This window comes from Nonomuraea sp. NPDC049378 (genome assembly GCF_055586745.1).
On the sequence record NZ_JBVJHP010000042.1, the window covers coordinates 15,987 to 36,267 of the forward strand.

Below are 20,281 nucleotides of genomic sequence, written 5' to 3' on the forward strand. Positions count from 1 at the left end.
ATTCCGTGCCTTCTTCTGCACCATTCGACAACATGTTCGCCGAGCCTGTGGTGAGGCCTCTGGGGCTCGGCGACCTCTTGAGAGAGCACAGGGAGCAACGTGGACTGAGCCAGCAGCACCTGGCGGATCTGTCCACCGTGAGCGTTCGCACCGTTCGCAATATCGAGTCCGGGTGCATCAGAAAGCCGCGGCGGCAGACCCTCGACCTGCTCGCCGGCACGCTCAAGCTGGACAGGATCTCGTGCGCCCTGCTGAACGATGCCGCCGCACGAGCCGAGCCCGCCGACGGCGGCCTTGATCCCCGCCCGCCGCACCCTTTCAGTTCGTTCGTCGGCCGCCTCGGTGACCGGGACGCCCTCAGCCGTACGCTGACCGCCGGAGACAGCCGGCTCGCGGTGGTCAGCGGCCTCGGCGGCGTGGGGAAGAGCCGGCTGGCCATGGAGGTGGCGCTGCGCCTGCGTGAACAGAACGGCTGGCCCGTCCTCTGGGTCCCTTTGGGGGAGGGTACGGACGGCGGGCTGCCCCAGGCGCCCGCCGTGGTCGTCGCCCTGGACGCGATCCGCGGTGATGCCGGATCGAGCGCCAGGCTGGCCCGGCTGATCGGCGGCAACGACGCGTTGATCGTTCTGGACGGGCTGCCCGGCGGCTCCTCCGTCGAGGGCTTCGCCTTCGCCCTCCTCCGCGCCTGTCCGCGGCTGCGGGTGCTGGCGACCACGGCCGCTCCGTGGCGCGCCAGGGGAGCGCTGTCGCTCCGGCTGGCGCCGCTCCCCGTTCCGCCGAGGAGGAACGCTCCCGCCCAGCTTGCGGAGCCGGACTCCGTCCGGCTGTTCTTCGATCGCATGCACCAGGGGCGGACCGGTTCGGGCCTTCCCGATGCCGACCCGGCGACCGTTGCCGAGGTGTGCCGGAACCTGGACGGCCTCCCGCTCGCCCTGGAGATCGCGGCCGCCCGCAGCGCGGAGCTCAGCGTGGAGGTGCTGCTCCACGACCTGATCACGGCCGCGGATGGTACGCCGGACCGGGCGTTGCCCGGCGAGTTCGGTCCCGTCTGGGAGGCGGTCGCGAACAGCTGCGACGTCCTGACGGGCCACCAGCGCGAGCACGCGCGCCGGCTGGCGCGAAGCGCTGCGCGGTGGTCCATCGAGGACGTCGCGGCCGAGCTGGAGCTCTCCCTCTCCGCGGCCATCGACCTGGTCGACGCGATGGCCGCGGCCGGACTCGTACGCGTGGAGAACCGAGGTACGTCACCGGAGATCGTCCTGCTGAACCTGGTGCGTCGCGTCCTGCTGGCCTCCATACCGTGACCGGAGATGGCGAGAGCCTCATGGAGCCCCCCCTGGCCGCCGCCGGCGCCGTGGTCCTCGACGATGTCATCGAGGCGGCTGAACGGCTGGAGCCGCACCTTCCCCGTACCCCGTTGCGCCGGCTGGGGACGGCCGGGAACCGGCCGGTCTGGCTCAAGACGGAACACGGGCAGCCCACGGGCTCCTTCAAGATCCGCGGAGCCCTCTTCGCGATGTTGAAGCTCCACGACGCGAGGGCGCTGCCAGGTGCGGTTGCGACGTCGTCGGGCAATCACGGACGTGCGGTCGCCCATTCCGCCGCGCTCCTGGAGGTCGCGGCGACCGTCGTGGTCCCGCACAGCGCGCCGCAGGTGAAGGTCGACGCGCTCAGATCGCTCGGTGCCGATGTCGTCGTCACCGATCCCGACTCCCTGGACGCCGTCGCGGCGAACATCCGCGATCGACGCGGTCTCGCGCTGATCGGCTGCGACCTGCCCGAGGTCATCGCCGGGCAGGGCACCGTGGGGCTGGAACTGGCGGCGCAGTGCCGGGAACTGGGCACGGTCTACCTGCCCACGGGCACGGGAAGCCTGCTGGCGGGCACGGCGGTCGCCCTCAAAGGGCTGGGGACGACCAGGGTCATCGGGGTCGAGCCGGAACTGGCGGCGGACGCCTGCGAGAGTTTCCGGCGGGGGGAGCTGACCGCCTGGCCTGTCGCCGACACCTACAGAACCGTCGCGGACGGGTTGCGGGTGCCCAGCCTGGGCCACCACGCGTGGCCATTGGTGCGCAGGCTCGCCGATGCCATGGAGACCGTCTCGGAGACGGAGATCGCCCGGGCGGCGCGCCTGCTCGCCGAGTCCGAGGGCATCGTCGCGGAGCCCAGCGGGGCCGTCGCCTGCGCGGCGATGCTCCGGGGGCGTAGCAGGGACCGCGGACCGGTCGCGGCCGTGATGTCGGGCGGCAACGTCAGCCCCGCCTGGCATCGGTCCCTGCTGGATCCGCGATAGTGCCGGAAATGCCGCATCTTGCCGAAGTAATTGCCGGTTGCCAGCTGCAGTGAATCCTATGCTCGAAACAGCAAAAAACAGAGGAGGTGTCAAAATGCTGAAGTCAAAGGTTATCGAGATGTCCGCCCCCGAGGGCAATCCGTGTTCCCGGTCCGGGCACATCATCACTTCCGACTTCGCCGATTTCGGAGATTTCGAGCAGGAGCTGATCAGCGCCATCGCTGACGGCCGGCAGGAAAACGACTAGTCGCATAGTCGTCGATGCAGCAAGGGGCGGCGCTCCCCGGCCCGACAGATCGGTGGGCGCCGCCTGACCCGCCTGTGACGATTCTCGAGGATCTGCGCCCATGACCGACGACCTGAGCACGAGCAGGGGAGCGAGTAAGACTTCCCTGCCCTTTCCTGTCAGATTCCAGCCGAAAATGCCGAGCACTGAACAGCAGGTCGACCAGGTGCGCAAGGTTCGCCTCGGATCCGACCCGCTGGCACTGTACGTCCATGTGCCGTTCTGTGTAACGCGATGCTATTTCTGCGATTTTGTGACCGTCGTCGGGAAGAGCGTGACTCCCGAACTGATCGACCGGTACGCCGGAGCGCTGAACACGGAGCTGGATTTCCACGCCGAGGACAGCGCCTTCCGCGACGCCTCGTTCGAGACCGCCCAACTCGGCGGCGGGACACCCACCATGTTGAGCCCCCGCCAGCTGGACGACCTGCTGGCTCGGATGCGGCACTACCTCAGGGGCAGCCCGGATGCGGAAATACTGGTCGAGGGATTCCCCACGTCCGTGACGCCGGACAAGCTGGAGGTCCTCAAAACCGCCGGCAACATCAAGTTCAACATGGGCGTGCAGACCTTCAACGACGAGGTGCTGGAGGCCGTCGGACGCCGGCACGAGCGTGACGACGCGATGCGCGCCATCACCCAGTCGAAACAGGCCGGCCTGCCCTCCGTCGGCATCGACCTGATCTACGGCCTGCCCGGTGGCGGAACCGAGGTGATCGCGGCCGACGTACGGACGGCCCTCGACTTCGAGGTCGACCACATCGCGCTGTACCCGTTGTGGGTCTATCCGCAGACGCGCCTCAACTCGCTCATCGCGACCGGCAGGCGGTCCAGCACGGAGTTCATGGAGCGGCAGGAGCAACTCCTGGTCGCGGACTCGATGTTGCGGGCCGCCGGATACGAGAGATACACGAGCTTCCACTACAGCCGCGGCCCCGAGCACCACCACCAGTACGGGTTGTGGCAGATGAGGGGACAGGACTGGCTGGGCGTGGGGCAGGCGGCCGCGAGCCAGCTGAACGACGTGGTCTACGAGAACGATCGCAACATCAACAGCTATGTGGCACGGGCCGGCACCCGCGCCGAGACCGCCGTGACGGCCGATCACCTGGACCATCGGGCGCGGATGGTCCGGCACCTCTCCTACGGCATTCGCGAACGGCGGTATTCACTCCACGCGTTCGAGGCCCGGTTCGGCGCGTCGCCGCACGACGTCTTCGGACCCGAGATCGAGTGGATGGCCGCCGAGGAACTGGTCGAGGCGACTCCCGATCATCTGGAGCTCACCTTGCAGGGAGTTCTGCGGCTGGGCGACATCGAAGAGGTTCTGGCGCCCGCCGACCCCTTTGTGGCGGAAGCGGGGGCGTGTTGTGGCTGACGACACGGGAAACTGGTACGGGGACGAGCTGGCCGCACTCTACGACCACTCCCCGCTGCTGGCCGACGGGGAGGGCAACCCGGCGATCGACCACCTGCGTTCGCTCGCGGCCAAGTACGGCGGCCCGGTGCTCCAGATCGGGGTGGCGACCGGCCGGTTCGCCCTCCCGCTCGTCAGGGACGGTCACGAAGTCGTCGGGATCGACCTCTCGGAGAGCATGCTCGGCGCCGTACGCCGCCGGATGGCGGCAGAGCCCGCCGACGTGCGGCAGCGGCTGTCGTTGCACACGGGCGACATGCGCGACCTCGACCTCGGCCGGCGCTTCCCGCTCATCACGATGCCGGGGAACGTCTTCCTCTACAACCTGACGCAGCGTGACCAGCTGGCGACGCTGGCGACCATGCGCCGCCACCTCACCGACGACGGGGTCGTGGTCATCGACATCTTCACGCCGGATCTCCGCCTCCTGGCCGACGGGTCGGCCGCCGCGCAGTCCCACCGATTCCAGACCCGCGACGGCGCGGAATACCTGGCGGAGCAGACCGTGCTGGTGGAGCCGCTCAGCCAGCGGGAGAAACTCCGCATGACGCACCGGCGGATAGGGCCCGACGGGGTGCTCGGCCCTGCGCTGTTCACGGAACTGACCATGCGTTACGTGTATCCGGCGGAAATGTTGCTGCTGCTCAAGGCCGCCGGGTTGCGCCTGTGCGAACTGGTGGGCGACTACGCCACCGGACAACGGAAGTCGACGTATGACGGCCCGCAAGTGGTCGTGGCAAGGCGAGGTGAGTGACTTGACCATCTACAAGCAGTCGAAGTACGGGCACGTGCTGCCTCAGGAGGCGGGTGTCACGTTCTTCAACAGCCTCACGCTCGAGGTGCTCGAGGGCGATCAGGACGACGCGGACGTGTGGCGCTCGTTCGAGCGGCCGCGCCCGATCGAAGCCGCGTCAGCGGCGACGGAGCAGGTGCTCGTGGACTCTGGCCTGCTGGTTCCCGTGGACCGGGTCGAAGAGCGCCGCCTGCTCGACAAGCTCACCGACATTCGCCTGGCGCAGCGCAAGACCCGCGACGGCAAGTTCAGCTTTCTCCGCATGTCCCTGACGGAGCGGTGCAACCTGAAATGTGACTACTGCTTCGTCGAAGAGGTCATCTACAAGGATCTGCCCAAGCAGCCGGCCCCGGCCGAGCGCTTTCTCGAGCATGTCGAATGGCTCATCCAGCAGAACCTCGGCGGGTGGCCGACCGTGCAGTATTTCGGCGGGGAGCCGATGCTGAGGTGGGATCTGATCCAGGACACCACCCGAGTGCTCGAAGAGGCCGTCGCGGCCGGGCGCATCGCGGGATTCACCCACGAGATGACCACGAACGGCACGTTGATGACCGGCGAACGCGCCCGGTGGCTGGCCGAACACGACATCAGCCTCACCATCAGCCTGGACGGCTGGAAGGAGATCAACGACCGCCATCGCGTGTTCCACAACGGCCGCGGCAGCTACGACCTGGTGATCAAGGCGGTGAAGGAGATACGGGCCGCCGGCGGTGAGCCGCGCTTCCTCATCACCTTGTTGCCCGAGACCGTGGAGATCCTGCCGAAGATCGTCCGGTTCGTGGTCGAGGAGCTCGGCGCGCAGAGCGTGGCGGTGAACGCCCCGCAGCCGACGGCGGACGGCTGGGAGGTGGACGGACTGTTGCTCTCCCGGTCCGTGCAGGAGTCATGGCTGTTCTGCAACAGCCGCGGGGTGGAGTTCCACTCGCTGGGCGCCTTCCTGGTGGAGCTCATCAACAAGCGCATGCCGCAGCCCGACCGCTGTTTCGACGGCAACCCGACGGGCAAGGAAGCGCACTGGGGCGGATACGTCGCAGCGGACGGGTCGTTGTCGTTCTGCATCGTGTGGCACCAGGACGAACGGGTCACCACCCCGAGCGTGCACCAGATCTCGCAGAAGCGCGTGGCCGACTGGCACTACGACGCCACGACCGTGGACGACTGCGACGGCTGCGTCGCCGGCATGGTGTGCGGCGGACCCTGCACGCTCGAGCGCCTCTTCAACGGCGGCGGTCTCAACCCCGACCGCTGCAAGTTCTTCAAGACCATGGTGCCCTTCGTGCTCACCAGGCCTTCGATCGGTACGCGACGATGACCCCCCGGACCATGGCCGCCGAGGCGGCGGGGGTGCCGCCGGGCAGCAGGATCCGCGTGTGCGGCTGGGTGACCGGCCGGACCGCGGACACCGTACAGGTGGCCGACTCGACCGGGTCCATAGCCGTCGTGCCGTGCGCCGAGCTCGCCGGCGTCCGGACCGGCGACGCCGTCGAGGTGCGGGCGACCAGGTCGGCCACGGGGTACGTCGGAGCGTCGGCACGTGTCTGGCCCGCGACGGCCGCCCTGCCGGAGGACGTGAGCGGGAGCGATTCCCCCTACTCCTATCTCAGGTTCAGGAGCGGCGAGGCGGTCGACCTGCTCAGAGCCGCCGATCGGGCGGTCACGGCCGCCAGGAGCCATCTGGCGGAGCACTACTTCGTCGAAGCCAACACGCCGCAACTATGGCGGGCCACCAGGGAGTACGGCGAGTCCGAACTGCGGGTGACCGGCCCCGCCGACCCGGAATCGGGCAGCTGGCTGTTGCAGTCGCCCACCGTGCCGGCGATGTTGTGCGCGATCGGCGGCATAGACCGCGCCTTCCAGTTCAGCCGGTGCTTCCGCACGGAACGGAGCGCGTCACCGCTGAAGGCGTACGAGTTCACCCAGCTCAACCTCGCGGTCACGTTCACCTCGGTGGAGGAGCAGTTCCGCCTCCTTGAGGGTCTGTTCGAGAGGGTGAGCGGCGCCCTGGGCCTCCCCTCGTGGAGGAAGGCGCCGTTTCCCGTCATCGACTACGACGCCTGCATGCGCAGGTTCGGCTCGGACACCCCCGACTACCGCTACGCCGCCTTCCCCACGCCCGTGCTGGACGGGGATGCTTTCGGCCGGCCTGGCCAGCGGATTCGGGCGCTCATCGTCCCCGAGTGCGGCGCGGACGTCGCTCGTGCGCTGCGGAGCACGGCCGAACGGCACCTGGGCGCGGAAGCGGTCTTCCAGCACGACTCCGACGGGTCGGGCACGCTCGGCGCCCTGATCGCCGACCTGGTCCCGTCCGGACCGGTGGCTCTGGTGGGGTGCGCGGACGGAGCGCGAGCCGAGGCCTTCGTCCGCATGCTCGCGCAGGCCCTCCACCCGCTCGTCACGAACGAGCAGCCGCCCGCGTTCGGCCCGGTGTGGATCCGGCGCCAGCCGTTCCTGTCCGACGAGAAGCAGGAGGAGCACTCGCACCACAGCAGGTGCCTCTTCGGCCGACGAGTGGGCCCCGAGGGAGAACTCTCCGATTCGTACGACCTGGTCGTCAACGGTGTCGAGTTGCTGAGCGGCAGCCAGAACGAAGTGGATCACGAGCAGGCGCTGAAGAACTTCTCCGACGCGGGGGTGGCGGACCCGGAGGAGACGTACGGGTACTACCTCGATGCCCTACGGTTCGGCGCGCCGCCGCTGCACAACACCTCGATCGGGTGGGAACGGCTCATGGCCCTGCTGCTCGGCGTCCCCATGCGAGACGTGATGATCATGCCGAAGACGGGATCGGGGCAGTGCGCGGTCACCGGGCTGCCGGTCCAGGGATGACCACGACCTGGGCCGGCCTCGTACAGCGGTACTTCACGGTCGCGGTCACGCACCATCCGGGATACGCGCTCGCGTGGGACGAGTTCGCCATCGAGCCCACGCCCGTCGCCCCCGCCACGCTGAGCGAGGCGTACCGATCGATCAGCGACCAGGTGGATCAGATGTCCGGCTCGGCGGACGATCACCAGGTGCGCCTCCTGCGCTGGTGCCTGGACGGCCGCCGCTTCGAACTGGACACCGCGCTGAGCTGGCGGCGCGATCCGCAGTTCTGGGTGGATCGCCAGTGTTACGGGGTCCTTGCCCAGATGGCCGCGGGCAACCTCCGCGATCGGCCGCTGCCGCCGTCGTGGGTCCGTGCCTTCCTGGCGAATCTGCCCGGCCTCTTCGGCTCGGCGATGCGGAACCTCGACCGCGAGGAGTGCGGCCAGGCCGACGTCCGGCGCGCCGTACACCATCTGGCCGCCGGCCGTCGCCTGGTGCGGCAGGTGGGCGATGCCGCCGGCGGGGGATGCGCGGACGAGACGGCCCGTGCCGATGCGGCCATCGACGGGTTCTCGGCATGGTTGTCCCGGGCCATCGGGCCAGGCCGTGCAATGCGTCCCATGGGAGCGCAGGTCTGGGAGACGGGCCTGCGGGCTCGTACCGGCATCGCCTGCGGTCCCGACGAACTCGAACATGCCCTGCGGCGCCGGCTCGACCGGTGCAGGCGGGAGATCGCTCGCACACGGGCGCCGGTCTCCGGCTTGGTCCCGGGGTCCGCGGACGAGATCGGCAAGCTGATCGCACGGCTCCCGGACATCTTCGCACCGAGGTTCGGCGGCGGCGAATGCCTCGACACGTTGCGCCTGGACGTGTCCGACGACGCCGTGCCCGGAGTCACCTCGGCGAGCTACCAGAACGCCGGATCACGTGGCGGCGGATCGGCGGTCGTCTTCGTCCGGCCGGCCGTTTACGCGTATCGGGCCGACCTCGAACTGGATCTGGCCCACGAGTGTTTCCCCGGCCATCACTGGCAGCACACCGCGCAGGCCCGTGGTCACCAGGGTCACCTGCTCTGCCTCCGGCACGGCAACCGGGCGTTCGTCGAGGGATGGGGACGCTGGTGCGAGGAGCTGTACGCCGCTGCCGCCCATGACCCCTCGGTGACCGCCCGGTTCCACGCGAGGATGGCGAAGTACTGCGGCCAGGCGCTCGCCGCCCTGCTCGTCCACGCACGCGACAGGCCGTTCCGAGAAGTGGCGGAGCACCTGACCGCGATGGAGGTGTGCGGCTCGGCCGACGCCCCCTCCCTCGTGCTGAGTGCCTACTTCGATCCCTGGCGGGCAACGGCGCCGATCGTCGGATATCTGGCGCTGCGCAAGGTCGCCGCCGAGCGCGGCGAAGGAGAGATGGAGGCCACGGTGGCCCAGCACGGCGCCGTCGACCTGGTCGGAAGGGGTCTCAGTGAGGAATGACCCATCGGTGCGCCGGCTGGCCCTGTCATTCGGCCTTTTCAGCGTACTGATCAGCGTCGTGGACAAGCTGTTCGGAACGGGCTACATCCTGCGCATGAACGAGCAGGGGCTCGGGCCGGCGGAAATAGCCTTCGTCCTGACCCTCGGGTCCGTGGTGCTCGCCGTGGTGGACTTCCCGGCCGGCAACCTCGCCGACCAATGGGGCCGCAAGCGCACCGCGGCGGCCGGAGCGGTGCTCGTGGGCAGCGGCCTGCTGATGTACGGCTTCGCCACCGACACGCCCGGCTTCGTCGTGGCCATGGTGGTGTGGGCCGCGGGCATGGCACTGATCACCGGAGCTCCCACCGCCTGGCTCGTCGACCGGCTGGAGAGCGCCGGTGCGGGGGCACGGCGCACGACGGTCCTGTCGCGGGCCGCCACCATCTCCATGATCGCCGGCGCGCTGGCGGCGCTCCTCGTGGGAACTCCGCTGCTCAGCCACGGCGCGCACCTGGTGCTCTTCACCGCCGCCGCGCTGGCGTTCGTCACGGCGGCGGTGTTGCTGGGGGGCACCGACAACCGTGATCCGCAGGGCAGGCTCGTGAACCTCCCCGCCACGGTGTGGACCAACGCCCGGCTGGTCGTCCGCGATCCCACGATGAGGCTCGTCCTGTACAAGAGTGCACTGGTCCATATCGGCTTCACCAGTTTCCTGCTCAGCTACCAGCTGTTCGCCACCCAGGAGCTCGGACTGCCGGAAAGCGGCATCGGCGTGGTGCTGGCCGGTTCGATCGCGGCGATGGCGGTGGGGACCTGGCTCGCCGGGTTGCTCGACCGCCGGTGGGGCCTGGCGGCACTGTCCGCGGCGGGCGTGCTGGCGTGCGTCGCCGGATACCTGATGATGAGTCTCGCCCCCCACTGGCCGCTGTGGGCGGTCGGCCTGGTCTGCTACGAGATCGGGCTGGGACTTGACCTGATGGCCTTCAGCAGCTGGCTGCACGACCTGGTCCCCGCGGAGAAGCGGACGAGCTGGACGTCCGCGAGGTCGAGCATCCAGACCCTGGTCGGCGTCGTCGGCACGCTCGGCGCCGGCGGGCTGATCTCGGTGTTCGGTTTCCGCGAGGTCTGGCTCGCGGCGACGGCCATCACGGCGCTCGCTCTGCTGCCGCTCCTCGCCCTTCGCCGGCGCGTCGCCGTGCCGGCGAAGCTTGAGGAGAGCCTGTCGTGAGAACCAGGAACCGCGCACTCGTGTCGGCGAGCCTGCGTGCCGGCCGCGACGTCCTCCACGTCGAGACGCGGATCGAGCGCGACCCCGGTGACGTGCTCGTGGTGTCGCTGAGCCCCGGCTGCCAGGTGCTGGAATGCCGCGGAGGGGACGGCTCGCCGATGTCCTGGCGGCACGAGGAGGACCGGCTGACCCTGGCCGGCTCGCACGGCGCGAGCAGCGTACGCATCGCCTACACCATCCCCCTCGGCGCACGAGTCGGCCTGGTGCCGGAGCAGCCGTGGCTGGCCCGCCCGGCCGGGCGTGACTTCCACGTCGCCGGGGTCACGACCCGGGTGATCGGCGAGGGCGGACTCATCTCCGGCAGGGATCCGCACCACGGAGCCCCGTTCATTGTGGCCTGGCCACCAGGCGACGAACCCCGCCTCCGTGTCGAGGTGCGGCAGGGAGAGGTCGTCGCGACCGACCGGCGCGCGGGCAGCGAGGTCACGCGTGTTCTTCGGACGCTCACCGGCTGGCTGGGGCCGATCGACGACGTCAGTGTCGTCGACGTGGCGGTGCCCGGCGCGTACGCCTACAGCTACCCGGGCGTCGTCGCCGTCCACCCCGGCCTGCTCGACTTCCCCGCCACGCTGTTCGGCCAGTACCTGCCGCACGAGCTGTCCCATCAATGGTTCGGCAACCGGGTCCGTTTCACCGGCCCGGGGTTCCTCTGGCCGCAGGAGTGCCTGCCGGAGGCGCTGCAGGCGTTGTACGTCAGGGAACGCTGGGGAGGCGCGGCCTACGACGTGATCACGCGGTCCTACCTCAGGCAGCACGATGAACGCCTGCTGCAGCAGCTGTTCAGCGTCGGGCCCGCCGAACGCGCGCGCCTGTCCCTGGACCGCTATCACGACCTGCTCGCGGCCGGCACCCGGCGGTGGTTGTCCGCCTTCCAGGCCTGCTCCCGCGCTCTGCACGACGTCGTTCGTGCCCTCGCCGCCGAGCCGGCCGAGTTCACGGGGGCACAGGTGGCCGCGATGGTCGGGGAGGCGGTGGTGCTGCCGTGAACGCGGGGGCGGCACGTACCCATGCCGGTTGGCTCGTCAGGGACAAGGGTTCGTTCTATCTCGCGACGGCCACCGGCTGGCTGCGCCTGCTCGGAGTCGACTCCGGCCTGCTGCGCGACCTCGGGCTCCGGCCGGAGTCACCCGTTCTGGTCCTGGGCTGTGCGGGCCCGCGGAACACCCTGCGGGTGGCCAGGATCGAAGGGCGCGGCGGGCGCCGGCTCGGCCGCCCGGTGCGTCCCCGCTTCATCGCCGACCCCGTCCCGCATCTCGAGGCGGCCAGCGACCTCAGGATGGCCTGCCACGTCGAGCTCAGAAGGCGGGAGTTTTTCGAGGTCAGCCTGCCCGTCGCGGCGGGCGACGCGGCCGTCGGGGAGGCCGTCGGCGGCGGTCTGGAGCGTTTCTTCGCCTTCCTCCCGCCCTTCCCTGACGGCTTCGCCGGCGACGAGGCCGGAGAGGACGGCGGACGGGAGGAACGGCTCGTGGTGGCGGATGCGACCGCCGAGCAGGACCAGCTGGCCGACCTCGGCGCCGGGCTGATCTGCCGGCTGGCGGAGACGGCGGGTGATGGTGTGCCGGTTGCGGCGTTCGGCCGCTTCACCACGCCGGAACGGTCGCCGGCGTTCTTCGATCCCCCTCCTGCCTGGCCCGCCCGAGCCCATGCCGTGCTGACCGGACGGCTGCACGCCGTAGGGGCACAGCCGGTCGAGATCCCGCTGCGCAGCGGCGGGACCCGGCTGGCGGTGCGCGGCGGTGACCCTGTGGCGGTGGCCAGGCTCATCGACCTCGCAGACAGCACCGCGCTGCGGGAGGACCACGGCCTGGCCCGCCAGTGGTGTCCGACCTGGGTGTCCCCCGGGGACGGCACGAGCCGGGACTGGCTGCATCTCGGCGGATACCGGGTGGCCGAGTGCGACAGGGCCGTCCTCCACGTGTTCTGGGAACGGCTCATCACCGTCCTGTGCGGCCTGCGCAGCCCGGCCGACGCCCGGCTCCTCCCGGCGCGGCAGGGCTGAGATGTCCGTGCTGCCACCGGAGAGGCAGGCGATCGCCGCGATCGCGGACGCGGTCACGCGACTGGACCGGCGCACGGCGACGGTCCTGCTCGTGCGGCGCGGTGACGATCCGCTCTGGACCGGCCTGCCGGCAGCGCTACGGGAGCTGGGCATGGAGGTCGGCGATGTCCGGCTGCCCGCGCGGGACCGCTGCTGGGCGCCTCCCGCTCCGGACGGCCGCGGACGCCTGATCGCGGGCGGCCGCGCCTACGCCGCGGACGTGCTCATCTATCACGACCCCTTCGGCCCCGGGGGTGCCGGCGCTGACCTCCGGGCCCTCTACCGCCTGCTGGACTGCGGGATCAAAGTGGTCTTCGTCGACTTCCCGCACGGAATGACCTCCGCCGTTGCCGCCGATCCGCTGCGGAACGCCTACCTGAGCGCGCTGTCGGCCGACGTGGAGACCGTGGTCGCGGCCGGCGCGGAGTTGCGTGCCGTGCTCCAGGACAGTACACGGCTCAGGGTGCGATCGGGGAACGCGGAGGTTCTGGAGGTCAGCCGGCCGTTCGAGGTGAGGGACGATTTCACCTCCGCGCTCCTCGACGTTCCCGTGCTGCAACTGCCGTACGGAGAGGTGTGGGTCGTGGCTCCGCCGGAGTCGTTCGACGGAGCCGTCGAACTGTCCGTGGGCCGCGGCGGGCACGTACGCGCCCGGGTTCGTCGCGGACGGCTCTCCCCGGAGGAGGGCTTCGGGGCGTTGCCCGCGTTCGACGCTCCGATGGTGGAGGTCGGCATAGGCATCAACAAGGCAGCCCGCTGGCTCCCGCCCGTCACGTTGTTCGAAAAGAGCCATGGGCGGTTGCACGTGGGTTTCGGCGACAGCGGGCTGATCGGCGGCCGCCGCCGCGAACGGCTCCACTTCGACCTGCCGCTCTCCCGTGGCTCCTCCCTCGACAAGGAGTGGTGATGCTCACCCATCAGATGTGGATGGTGGCCGACCAGTGCAACCTGACCTGCACCTACTGCTATTTCGAGACAGGGGAGTACAGCTACACGCCCAGCCGGCTCGCGGCTTCCGACTACGACGGCTGGCTGCGGCGGTGCACGGCTCACCTGCCCGTCAGGAGCGTGGCGCTCACTGGTGGCGAACCCCTGCTCCGTCCGGACCTCGTGGAGCTGGCGGCAGTGGCGCGCCGGCACGTGGACACGGTCCGCGTCTTCACCAACGCCGTACGCGTGACCGACGAGATCGCCGAGGCGCTGTCGCGGCTGGGATGCGGCGCCGACGTGAGCATCGACCATGTGAGTTCTGACGCGGCCGACCAGGTTCGCGGTGGCACGAAGGCGACCCTGGCGGGCATCGAACGTCTCGACGCGGCGGGCGTGCCGCTGCAGATCGTCATGGTGGTGACCAGTCTCAACTGGAGGGAGGTCGAGGAGCTCGTACGCCGGGCGCGGGAGCGGAAATGGCAGGTCGAGCTGCTCGCGGTGTCGGTGCCGTCCCGCCATCCGCTCAGCATGAGCACCCTGACCCCCGCTGAACGCACCGAGTTGCTGCGCGTCATCGACGAGTCGGCGGACGCCTTCAAGAGCCGGGTCTATTTCGAGAGGCTGCGGCATTTCCTGATGTCCGGCCGGATCCCCATGATCCGGTCGTGCGTGACGGGCCAGGAAGGCGTGTTCGTGAATTCCGACGGCGAGCTCTGGGTCTGTGCCCATCGCGGTGACACGTCGCTGGGGAACGTCAGGGACGTGTCGCCGCGGGAGCTTCTTGCCGGCAAGGGCGCGGTGCTCGCGCGCCGCCCGGCTGGTCCCTGCGCGAGCACGGGATGCCTGTCGCTCACCTGATCGCGGGCTCGCCGCTCCCGGTGATCCGGGCGGACTGATCAGCCAGGCGGCTGGGCGCATGGTCGCTCGTAGAATGCTCGTGGCGGGGCAGGGCCGGCCTGTCGGGCGGGCGGCATCGAAACCATGCACCCGGAGTCGAAGGGGCGAGGGTCGCGGATGGCCAGACGGCAGGCCCGATTCACCGCACAGGACTTGGCGGACGATCCCCGGCTGCGAGACCATTCCCCCGGCCTGTGGAGGCAGGACCTGGGGGAGGTGCAGCGCCGCCTGTTGTCGTCGGCGGTGCGCTGCTTCGCCACGAACGGTTTCCACGCCACGACCACGCGCGACATCGCCGGGGGCGTCGGGCTCAGCCCGGCCGCCCTCTACGTGCACTTCCCCTCGAAGGAACTCGTCCTCTTCGAGATCATCCGGGTCGGTCACGAGCGGGTCCTGGAGCGCGTACGCGACCCGTCCATCCTGGCGGTGGAGAGCTCGGCGGACCGGCTGCGCGCCATCGTCTCGGCGTACACCGTGTGGCATGCCCGCCACCACGTGACCGCGCGGGTCTGCCAGATGGAGCTGAACTCCCTCACGGCCGAGCACTACGGCGAGATCGTGGAGCTGCGCCACCGGACCAACGGATACTTCCGGGAGGCGGTCGCGCGCGGCGTGGCCGACGGGACGTTCGCGCAGGTCGACGTCAGGCGGGTCACGCGCGCGATGTTGTCGCTCAGCATCGATCTGGTCCGCTGGTACCGCCTCGACGGCCCCGACTCGCCGGAGCAGCTCGGTGAGTTCTACGCCGGGCTCGCGCTGAAACTGGTCACCCCTGCGGGCACGTAGGCCCCGCGCGCGCTGCGGAGGGTCACTGGTTGACAAGTGACCATCCGCACCTGACTATGCGCTTAGTAACCTCCGTGATCAGACAAAAGGCCCCCATAGCGCCTTGAACCACGCCGGTCTGCGCGTCGGACCGGACCCCAGGGAGTCGCACATGCCCCTTCTCCTTCGCAGATCTGCTGTCTTCTCGGCCCTGCTGGCCTCGCTCGTTGCGGTCCCTCTGGTGCCGGTGGCGTCGCCCGCGCGGGCGGACACCCGCTGCTCCCGCATGGGCAAGGTCCACGTACCGGGCGCGCAACACCAGGTCGCCACCTGCCTGGACGACCTGACCACCGCCGGTACGGTCGCCTCAGGGCACACCGACGCCGCCGACTGGGCGGGGCTGCACGCGGCGGCCACCCGCAACCCGAGCGGCGTGCCGGGGATCCAGATCGACGGCTACTTCCCGGACGACTCCACGTCCAACCCCACCCACGGCTGGAACCACGACTCCCAGTTCGTGATCCGGCTGCCGAAGAAGTGGAACGGCGGGCTGGTGGTCGCGGGCGCGCCGGGAAACCGCCGCCAGTACGCCAACGACTTCACGATCTCCGACTTCGTGCTGGCCAAGGGCTACGCCTACGCCTCGACCGACAAGGGCAACGGCGGCACGGAGTTCTACAAGGACGGCAGGCGGCCAGGCGACGCCTACGTCGAGTGGTACCACCGGATGCCCCAGATCACCGTCGCCGCCAAGGCCACCGTCGCCCGCCACTACCGCAAGCCGCTGCGCAGGACGTACGCGGCGGGCATCTCCAACGGCGGCCAGCTGGTGCGCTGGGCGCTGGAGAACCACCCCGAGCTGTACGACGGCGGCGTCGACGCGGAAGGCACGTACTGGCCGCCGGACAATGGCCCGAACGCGCTGGTCTACCTGCCGGTGGCGCTGCGCAACTACCCGAAGTACGCCGAGAACGGCGACCCCGAGGCGCACGCCGCGATGCTGCGGGCCGGTTTCGCCCCCGGCTCGGAGTTCCTGTGGGAGTTCAACTACCGCAACATCTGGGACGGCACGCAGCGCCGCGCCCGCGAGGAGATCGACCCGGAGTACGACGGCGACCTGGAGGCGGGCATCCCGTTCTGCGAGAGCGGCACGCCCAACTGCGACGCCGACTACGACTACTACGCGCGCCCGAAGAGCGTGCACAAGGTGGTGCGGCGCGCCTCGATGAGCGGCCGCATCGGCAAGCCGCTGATCACCGTGCACGGGACGCTGGACACTCTGCTGCCGATCGCGGTCCACAGCGACCCGTACGCCGAGCTGGTGCGCAAGCAGGGCAGGGCTGCCCTGCACCGCTACTACAGGATGGAAGGCGCCTCCCACCTCGACATCGAGTACGACATGTTCCCCGACCGGATGCGGCCGCTGCTTCCCTGCATGCGGACGGCGTTCGAGGCCCTGGAACGCTGGACGGCCCCCGGCGGCCACAAGCCCCCGCCCAGTGCCACCATTGCCCGCCAGACCTCCGGGGACGTGGTCAACACCTGCTCCATCAGCTGACCGGGCCGCCGGCCAGCTCGCCGGCCCTGGCGCGGATGAGCCGCTGGACGATGAGGGCCGACGGCGAGGGCCGGCTGTCCTGACGCTGGGTCAGGCACAGGTGGACGGGCTGCGCGTCGGAGATGGGGAGCCAGACCAGGTCGGTGATGTCGGCCGAGGTGTCGAAACCGGCGAGGACGCCGAGGCCGACGCCCTGGCCGACCATCACCTTGACGGTCCGCGCCGACATGGCCTGCACGACGACGTCCGGGGCCGCCACGTGCCGGTGCAGCGTCTCCCACATCACGGTGCCCGCCCGCATGGTGACGATGGGCCACGTCTCGAGATCACGCCAGTGGATCTGCTCGCGCCCGGCCAGCGGATGGTCGGTGCGCGCGTACGCCCCGAGGGGCGCGGAGATGAGCGGGATCCGGCGCAGCCCCGGCGCCGCCGGGGCCAGCGGTGTGGTGATCACCCCGAAGTCCAGCGCGCCGTCCAGCACGGCGGTCTCGACGGCCGACGACGCCCCCTCGCGGACGGCGAAGCGCAGCCCCGGATGGTGCCGGCGCAACCGGCCCACGACCGGCGCGATGATGGTCTCGACCGTCACCGTGACGCCGCCGATCTGCACCCGGCCGCGGTAGGCGCCGCTCGACCGCATCGCCGACTCGCGCACCGCCTCCTCGGCCTCCACCAGCCGGCGCAGCGCCTCGATCAGGGCCTGACCGGCGGGGGTCGGGCGCACGCCGTGCCGGCTGCGGGTGAGCAGGACGACGTCGAGATCCTCCTCCAGCAACGCGATCTGCTGCCCGACCGTGGGCTGGCTGACGCCGCACCGGGCGGCCGCCGCGCGCAGCGATCCCGTCTCGACGGCGGCCAGGAAATAACGTGCCCGTTCCACCCGCACCGCGCCACCATAAAGGCAAAACCTTCCACCTGTGAACTCCATCCAGGTCTTCCCCGCACGCCGATGGCACGGCATGGTGACGACAGTCACATCGATCCCGCTACCGACGCTCCCCAGGTGAAAGGAATATCCAGTGGCCAACGGTCCGCTCAGCGGAGTGCGCGTCCTGGACGTGTCGACGATCCTGGCCGGCCCTCTGGCGTCCTCGCTGCTCGGCGAGTTCGGCGCCGAGGTGATCAAGGTCGAGCACCCCGCCACCGGCGACCCGGCGCGCCACTACCCGCCACTGGAGGACGGCGAGTCGGCCGCCTGGGCGATGCTCGGCCGCGGCAAGCGCAGCGTCACGATCGACCTGCACCACGCCGAGGCGGCCGGTCTGGTCGGCCGGCTGGCCGCGGCCGTGGACATCGTGGTGACCAACTTCCGCCCGGCGACGCTGCGCCGGTTCGGCATCGACTTCGACGACCTCAGGGCCTACCGGCCGGATCTGGTGATGGTCCAGGTGAGCGCGTTCGGCCGCACCGGCCCGTACGCCGACCGGCCCGGCTTCGCCCGCGTCGCGGAGGCGTTCGCGGGTCTGACCTACCGCACGGGCGCCCCGGAACGGCCGCCGCTCTTCGCCGGCTATCCCGTGGCCGACGGCGTCACCGGCATCTACGCCGCGTTCGCCGCCATGCTCGCGCTGCGCCAGCGCGACCTCACCGGGCAGGCGCAGCTGGCCGACATCCCCCTCTACGAGCCGCTGCTTCGGATGATGGAGGACTTCATCGTCGAGTACGGTGCGACCGGCGAGAACCGCGAGCGCCAGGGCAACCAGAACCCGCACATCAGCCCCAACGACCTCTACCGCACCCGTGACGGCCGCTGGCTGGCCCTGCCCGCCTCGACCGAGCAGATGTGGCGCCGGCTGGTCAAGGTCATGGACGCCCCGGACCTCGCCGTACACGACTCCATGACCGCCCGGCTGGAGCACCGCGAGCAGATCGAGGCGCGGGTCGCCGCCTTCGTCGCGGCGCACGACCTGGAGCCGCTGATGGTGTTGCTCGTCGACGCCGGCGTGGCCGCCGGGCCGGTGAACTCGGCGGCCGACATCTGCGCCGACCCGCACATCCGCGCCCGCGGCTCGGTGGTGGAGGTGCCGGACGACAGGACGGGCCGCCCGCGGCTCATGCAGGCGCCCGCCGGACGCTTCTCCGGCTTCGACGCCACGATCGGCCGCACCGCGCCGGCCCTCGGCGAGCACACCGCCGAAGTCCTGCGCGACCTCGCCGGGATCGAGGAGCAAGAGATCCATGACCTGCGCCACCGAGGAGTGGTCTGACCGAGAAAGAGCGTGCTCATGACCGTCGCGACTCTGTCCATCATCGTGCTGGCCGCCCTGCTCGCGGCGACCCTGATACCCGGCTTCGACCTCGGGCTGGGCGCCCTGGCGGCGGCGTTCATCCTCGGACTCGCCGCCGGCGTGCCGGCGAACGACGTGACGGGGTTCTTCCCGGCCGACTTCTTCGTGCTCATCGTGGGCGTGACGGCCCTGTTCGCCGTCGCCCAGCGCAACGGGACCCTCGACTGGTTACTGGACGTGCTGCTCCGGCTGGCGGGCGGCCGGCTGGTGCTGATCTCCCTGGTTCCCTTCGCCATCGGCGCCGTGCTCACCGCCGCCGGCACCCTGCCCGCGGCCGCGACCGCCATCGTCTCGCCGATCGCCCTCGGGTTCGCCGCGCGGTACCGGACCTCGCCGCTGATCGCCGCCGTCCTGGGCGTCACCGGGATCATCAGCGGGCTGCTCTCGCCGCTCGCCGTCTACGGCGTCACCGCACGCGAGCTGAGCACCAAGCTCGGCATCGGCCTGCCCGGCTCGGGCCCGGTGGCATTCCTGGCCGGCGGGCTGCTCGCCGGCCTGGTGGTGTGCGCGGGCCTGCTGGTCGTCGGCCTGTGGAGCGGCGGCATCCCACGCGGCCGGGCCGCGGTCTCCGCCACGGCCCACCCTGCCGGGCCGGGCGCCACCGTCCAGGACCCGGGACCGGGCACCGCCGCGCCGGAGCCGGCCGGCACGGCATCCCCGCAGCCGGAGCCGGAGCCGGAGCCCGCGTCCGGCGGTGGCGGCACCCGGACGGCGACGGTCGCCGCACCCGCGCCCGCCACACCGCAGACACGGCCCGGAGCCCGTGGCTTCACCCTGCTGTGCATGCTCGCCGTCGTCGCCCTGTCCGTCGGCTTCGACATGAACGTGGGCTATCTCGGCCTGACCGCCGCGCTGGTCCTGCAACTGGTGTTCCGGCTGCCGGTCGACGCGATCGTGTCCAGGATCCCGTGGAACGTGGTCCTGCTGATCGGCGGCCTGTTGACGTACGTGGGCCTGATGCAGCACCTGGGGGCGTTCAAGCAGATCAGCGACCTGCTCACGATCGAAGGGTCGCCGCTCCTCAGCCTGCTGGTGCTCTGCTACATCGCCGGCGTCACGTCCTTCGCCGCCAGCTCCATCGCGGTGTTCGCGACCGTCATGCCGCTGCTGCCCCCGCTGGTGGCCGCCGGCGTCTCCCCGGTCGGCGGCGTGCTCGCCCTCGCCCTCGCGTCGGTGCTGGTCGACATCAACCCGCTCGGCATCACCGGCGGCCTCATCCTCGGCGCCGCCGAGCCCTCGGTCCGGCCGCGCCTGTTCCGCCAGCTGCTCACCTACGGCCTCGTCTCGATCGTGGTCGCACCTCTCCTCGCCTGGCTCGCCTTCGCCTGGTGGTGAAGGGTGCGGTCCGCCTGGCCCGGCTCGCCTGGAGGTGTCCCCCTCGTGTCGGAAGATCACGACACCAGGGGGACACGCTTCGCGTTCGGTGTACGGAGCGGCCTCCGGTTCCGGGACGCTCCGTGGATCAGCAG

General features: G+C 70.5%; 18 protein-coding genes. 17 read left to right on the top strand and 1 reads right to left on the bottom strand.

Features of this window, described 5'->3' with window-relative positions; translation table 11 throughout:
• Nucleotides 1-32 precede the first annotated feature (32 nt).
• The 15 genes from ACZ6SA_RS47850 to ACZ6SA_RS47920 all read left to right on the top strand — a co-directional run bounded on the left by ACZ6SA_RS47850 (nucleotide 33) and on the right by ACZ6SA_RS47920 (nucleotide 16,524).
• Complete coding sequence (locus ACZ6SA_RS47850) at nucleotides 33-1,304, top strand: helix-turn-helix domain-containing protein (protein ID WP_465836021.1); 1,272 nt, start codon at nucleotides 33-35, stop codon at nucleotides 1,302-1,304.
• The gene (locus ACZ6SA_RS47855) at nucleotides 1,301-2,293 is read left to right on the top strand and encodes a threonine ammonia-lyase (RefSeq protein WP_465836023.1); all 993 of its coding nucleotides are present in this window, start codon (nucleotides 1,301-1,303) and stop codon (nucleotides 2,291-2,293) included. The genes ACZ6SA_RS47850 and ACZ6SA_RS47855 overlap by 4 nt, the downstream gene beginning before the upstream one ends.
• A 94-nt stretch (nucleotides 2,294-2,387) precedes the next feature.
• Nucleotides 2,388-2,540: a hypothetical protein gene (locus tag ACZ6SA_RS47860; protein WP_443156654.1), complete on the top strand. Its 153-nt coding sequence runs from the start codon at nucleotides 2,388-2,390 to the stop codon at nucleotides 2,538-2,540.
• Nucleotides 2,541-2,715: 175 nt separating this feature from the next.
• Nucleotides 2,716-3,957, top strand: coding sequence for a coproporphyrinogen-III oxidase family protein (locus ACZ6SA_RS47865; protein WP_465836025.1), 1,242 nt, complete (start codon nucleotides 2,716-2,718; stop codon nucleotides 3,955-3,957).
• Nucleotides 3,950-4,750 carry a class I SAM-dependent methyltransferase gene (locus ACZ6SA_RS47870; RefSeq protein ID WP_465836027.1) on the top strand — a complete coding sequence of 267 codons (801 nt, stop codon included), beginning with the start codon at nucleotides 3,950-3,952 and terminating at the stop codon, nucleotides 4,748-4,750. Before ACZ6SA_RS47865 ends, ACZ6SA_RS47870 begins: the two co-directional genes overlap by 8 nt.
• 1 nt (nucleotide 4,751) lies before the next feature.
• The gene (locus ACZ6SA_RS47875) at nucleotides 4,752-6,101 is read left to right on the top strand and encodes a radical SAM protein (protein ID WP_465836029.1); all 1,350 of its coding nucleotides are present in this window, start codon (nucleotides 4,752-4,754) and stop codon (nucleotides 6,099-6,101) included.
• Entirely contained in the window at nucleotides 6,098-7,615 is a 1,518-nt protein-coding gene (locus ACZ6SA_RS47880) for an amino acid--tRNA ligase-related protein (RefSeq protein ID WP_465836031.1), read from the top strand. The genes ACZ6SA_RS47875 and ACZ6SA_RS47880 overlap by 4 nt, the downstream gene beginning before the upstream one ends.
• On the top strand, nucleotides 7,612-9,069 hold the full coding sequence (locus ACZ6SA_RS47885) for a DUF885 domain-containing protein (protein ID WP_465836033.1): 1,458 nt from the start codon (nucleotides 7,612-7,614) through the stop codon (nucleotides 9,067-9,069). The genes ACZ6SA_RS47880 and ACZ6SA_RS47885 overlap by 4 nt, the downstream gene beginning before the upstream one ends.
• A complete protein-coding gene (locus ACZ6SA_RS47890) occupies nucleotides 9,059-10,276 on the top strand; it encodes an MFS transporter (protein ID WP_347649652.1) in 1,218 nt (405 codons plus the stop codon). Before ACZ6SA_RS47885 ends, ACZ6SA_RS47890 begins: the two co-directional genes overlap by 11 nt.
• Nucleotides 10,273-11,322 (top strand): hypothetical protein, encoded by a 1,050-nt coding sequence (locus ACZ6SA_RS47895; protein WP_465836036.1) that lies wholly within the window; start codon nucleotides 10,273-10,275, stop codon nucleotides 11,320-11,322. The genes ACZ6SA_RS47890 and ACZ6SA_RS47895 overlap by 4 nt, the downstream gene beginning before the upstream one ends.
• The gene (locus tag ACZ6SA_RS47900) at nucleotides 11,319-12,335 is read left to right on the top strand and encodes a hypothetical protein (RefSeq protein ID WP_465836038.1); all 1,017 of its coding nucleotides are present in this window, start codon (nucleotides 11,319-11,321) and stop codon (nucleotides 12,333-12,335) included. Before ACZ6SA_RS47895 ends, ACZ6SA_RS47900 begins: the two co-directional genes overlap by 4 nt.
• A gap of 1 nt (nucleotide 12,336) precedes the next feature.
• Nucleotides 12,337-13,281 carry a hypothetical protein gene (locus tag ACZ6SA_RS47905; RefSeq protein ID WP_465836040.1) on the top strand — a complete coding sequence of 315 codons (945 nt, stop codon included), beginning with the start codon at nucleotides 12,337-12,339 and terminating at the stop codon, nucleotides 13,279-13,281.
• On the top strand, nucleotides 13,281-14,162 hold the full coding sequence (locus ACZ6SA_RS47910; RefSeq protein WP_347649648.1) for a radical SAM/SPASM domain-containing protein: 882 nt from the start codon (nucleotides 13,281-13,283) through the stop codon (nucleotides 14,160-14,162). Before ACZ6SA_RS47905 ends, ACZ6SA_RS47910 begins: the two co-directional genes overlap by 1 nt.
• A gap of 156 nt (nucleotides 14,163-14,318) precedes the next feature.
• Nucleotides 14,319-14,987 carry a TetR/AcrR family transcriptional regulator gene (locus ACZ6SA_RS47915; RefSeq protein ID WP_347649647.1) on the top strand — a complete coding sequence of 223 codons (669 nt, stop codon included), beginning with the start codon at nucleotides 14,319-14,321 and terminating at the stop codon, nucleotides 14,985-14,987.
• A gap of 151 nt (nucleotides 14,988-15,138) precedes the next feature.
• Complete coding sequence (locus ACZ6SA_RS47920) at nucleotides 15,139-16,524, top strand: tannase/feruloyl esterase family alpha/beta hydrolase (RefSeq protein WP_465836043.1); 1,386 nt, start codon at nucleotides 15,139-15,141, stop codon at nucleotides 16,522-16,524.
• On the opposite strand, the gene ACZ6SA_RS47925 is transcribed toward ACZ6SA_RS47920, so the two are convergent.
• Entirely contained in the window at nucleotides 16,517-17,410 is an 894-nt protein-coding gene (locus tag ACZ6SA_RS47925) for a LysR family transcriptional regulator (RefSeq protein WP_347649645.1), read from the bottom strand. The two genes, ACZ6SA_RS47920 and ACZ6SA_RS47925, sit on opposite strands and share 8 nt — an antisense overlap.
• Before the next feature lie 133 nt (nucleotides 17,411-17,543).
• On the opposite strand from ACZ6SA_RS47925, the gene ACZ6SA_RS47930 reads away from it, so the two are divergent.
• Nucleotides 17,544-18,731, top strand: coding sequence for a CaiB/BaiF CoA transferase family protein (locus ACZ6SA_RS47930; protein ID WP_465836045.1), 1,188 nt, complete (start codon nucleotides 17,544-17,546; stop codon nucleotides 18,729-18,731).
• A gap of 18 nt (nucleotides 18,732-18,749) precedes the next feature.
• The gene (locus ACZ6SA_RS47935; RefSeq protein ID WP_465836047.1) at nucleotides 18,750-20,147 is read left to right on the top strand and encodes an SLC13 family permease; all 1,398 of its coding nucleotides are present in this window, start codon (nucleotides 18,750-18,752) and stop codon (nucleotides 20,145-20,147) included.
• Nucleotides 20,148-20,281: the final 134 nt, after the last annotated feature.

Coding starts and splice junctions, on each gene's coding strand:
- ACZ6SA_RS47915 (WP_347649647.1), top strand. CDS start 14,319: ATGGCCAGACGGCAGGCCCGATTCACCGCACAGGACTTGGCGGACGAT.
- ACZ6SA_RS47935 (WP_465836047.1), top strand. CDS start 18,750: ATGACCGTCGCGACTCTGTCCATCATCGTGCTGGCCGCCCTGCTCGCG.
- ACZ6SA_RS47905 (WP_465836040.1), top strand. CDS start 12,337: ATGTCCGTGCTGCCACCGGAGAGGCAGGCGATCGCCGCGATCGCGGAC.
- ACZ6SA_RS47885 (WP_465836033.1), top strand. CDS start 7,612: ATGACCACGACCTGGGCCGGCCTCGTACAGCGGTACTTCACGGTCGCG.
- ACZ6SA_RS47920 (WP_465836043.1), top strand. CDS start 15,139: ATGCCCCTTCTCCTTCGCAGATCTGCTGTCTTCTCGGCCCTGCTGGCC.
- ACZ6SA_RS47865 (WP_465836025.1), top strand. CDS start 2,716: ATGCCGAGCACTGAACAGCAGGTCGACCAGGTGCGCAAGGTTCGCCTC.
- ACZ6SA_RS47910 (WP_347649648.1), top strand. CDS start 13,281: ATGCTCACCCATCAGATGTGGATGGTGGCCGACCAGTGCAACCTGACC.
- ACZ6SA_RS47860 (WP_443156654.1), top strand. CDS start 2,388: ATGCTGAAGTCAAAGGTTATCGAGATGTCCGCCCCCGAGGGCAATCCG.
- ACZ6SA_RS47880 (WP_465836031.1), top strand. CDS start 6,098: ATGACCCCCCGGACCATGGCCGCCGAGGCGGCGGGGGTGCCGCCGGGC.
- ACZ6SA_RS47850 (WP_465836021.1), top strand. CDS start 33: ATGTTCGCCGAGCCTGTGGTGAGGCCTCTGGGGCTCGGCGACCTCTTG.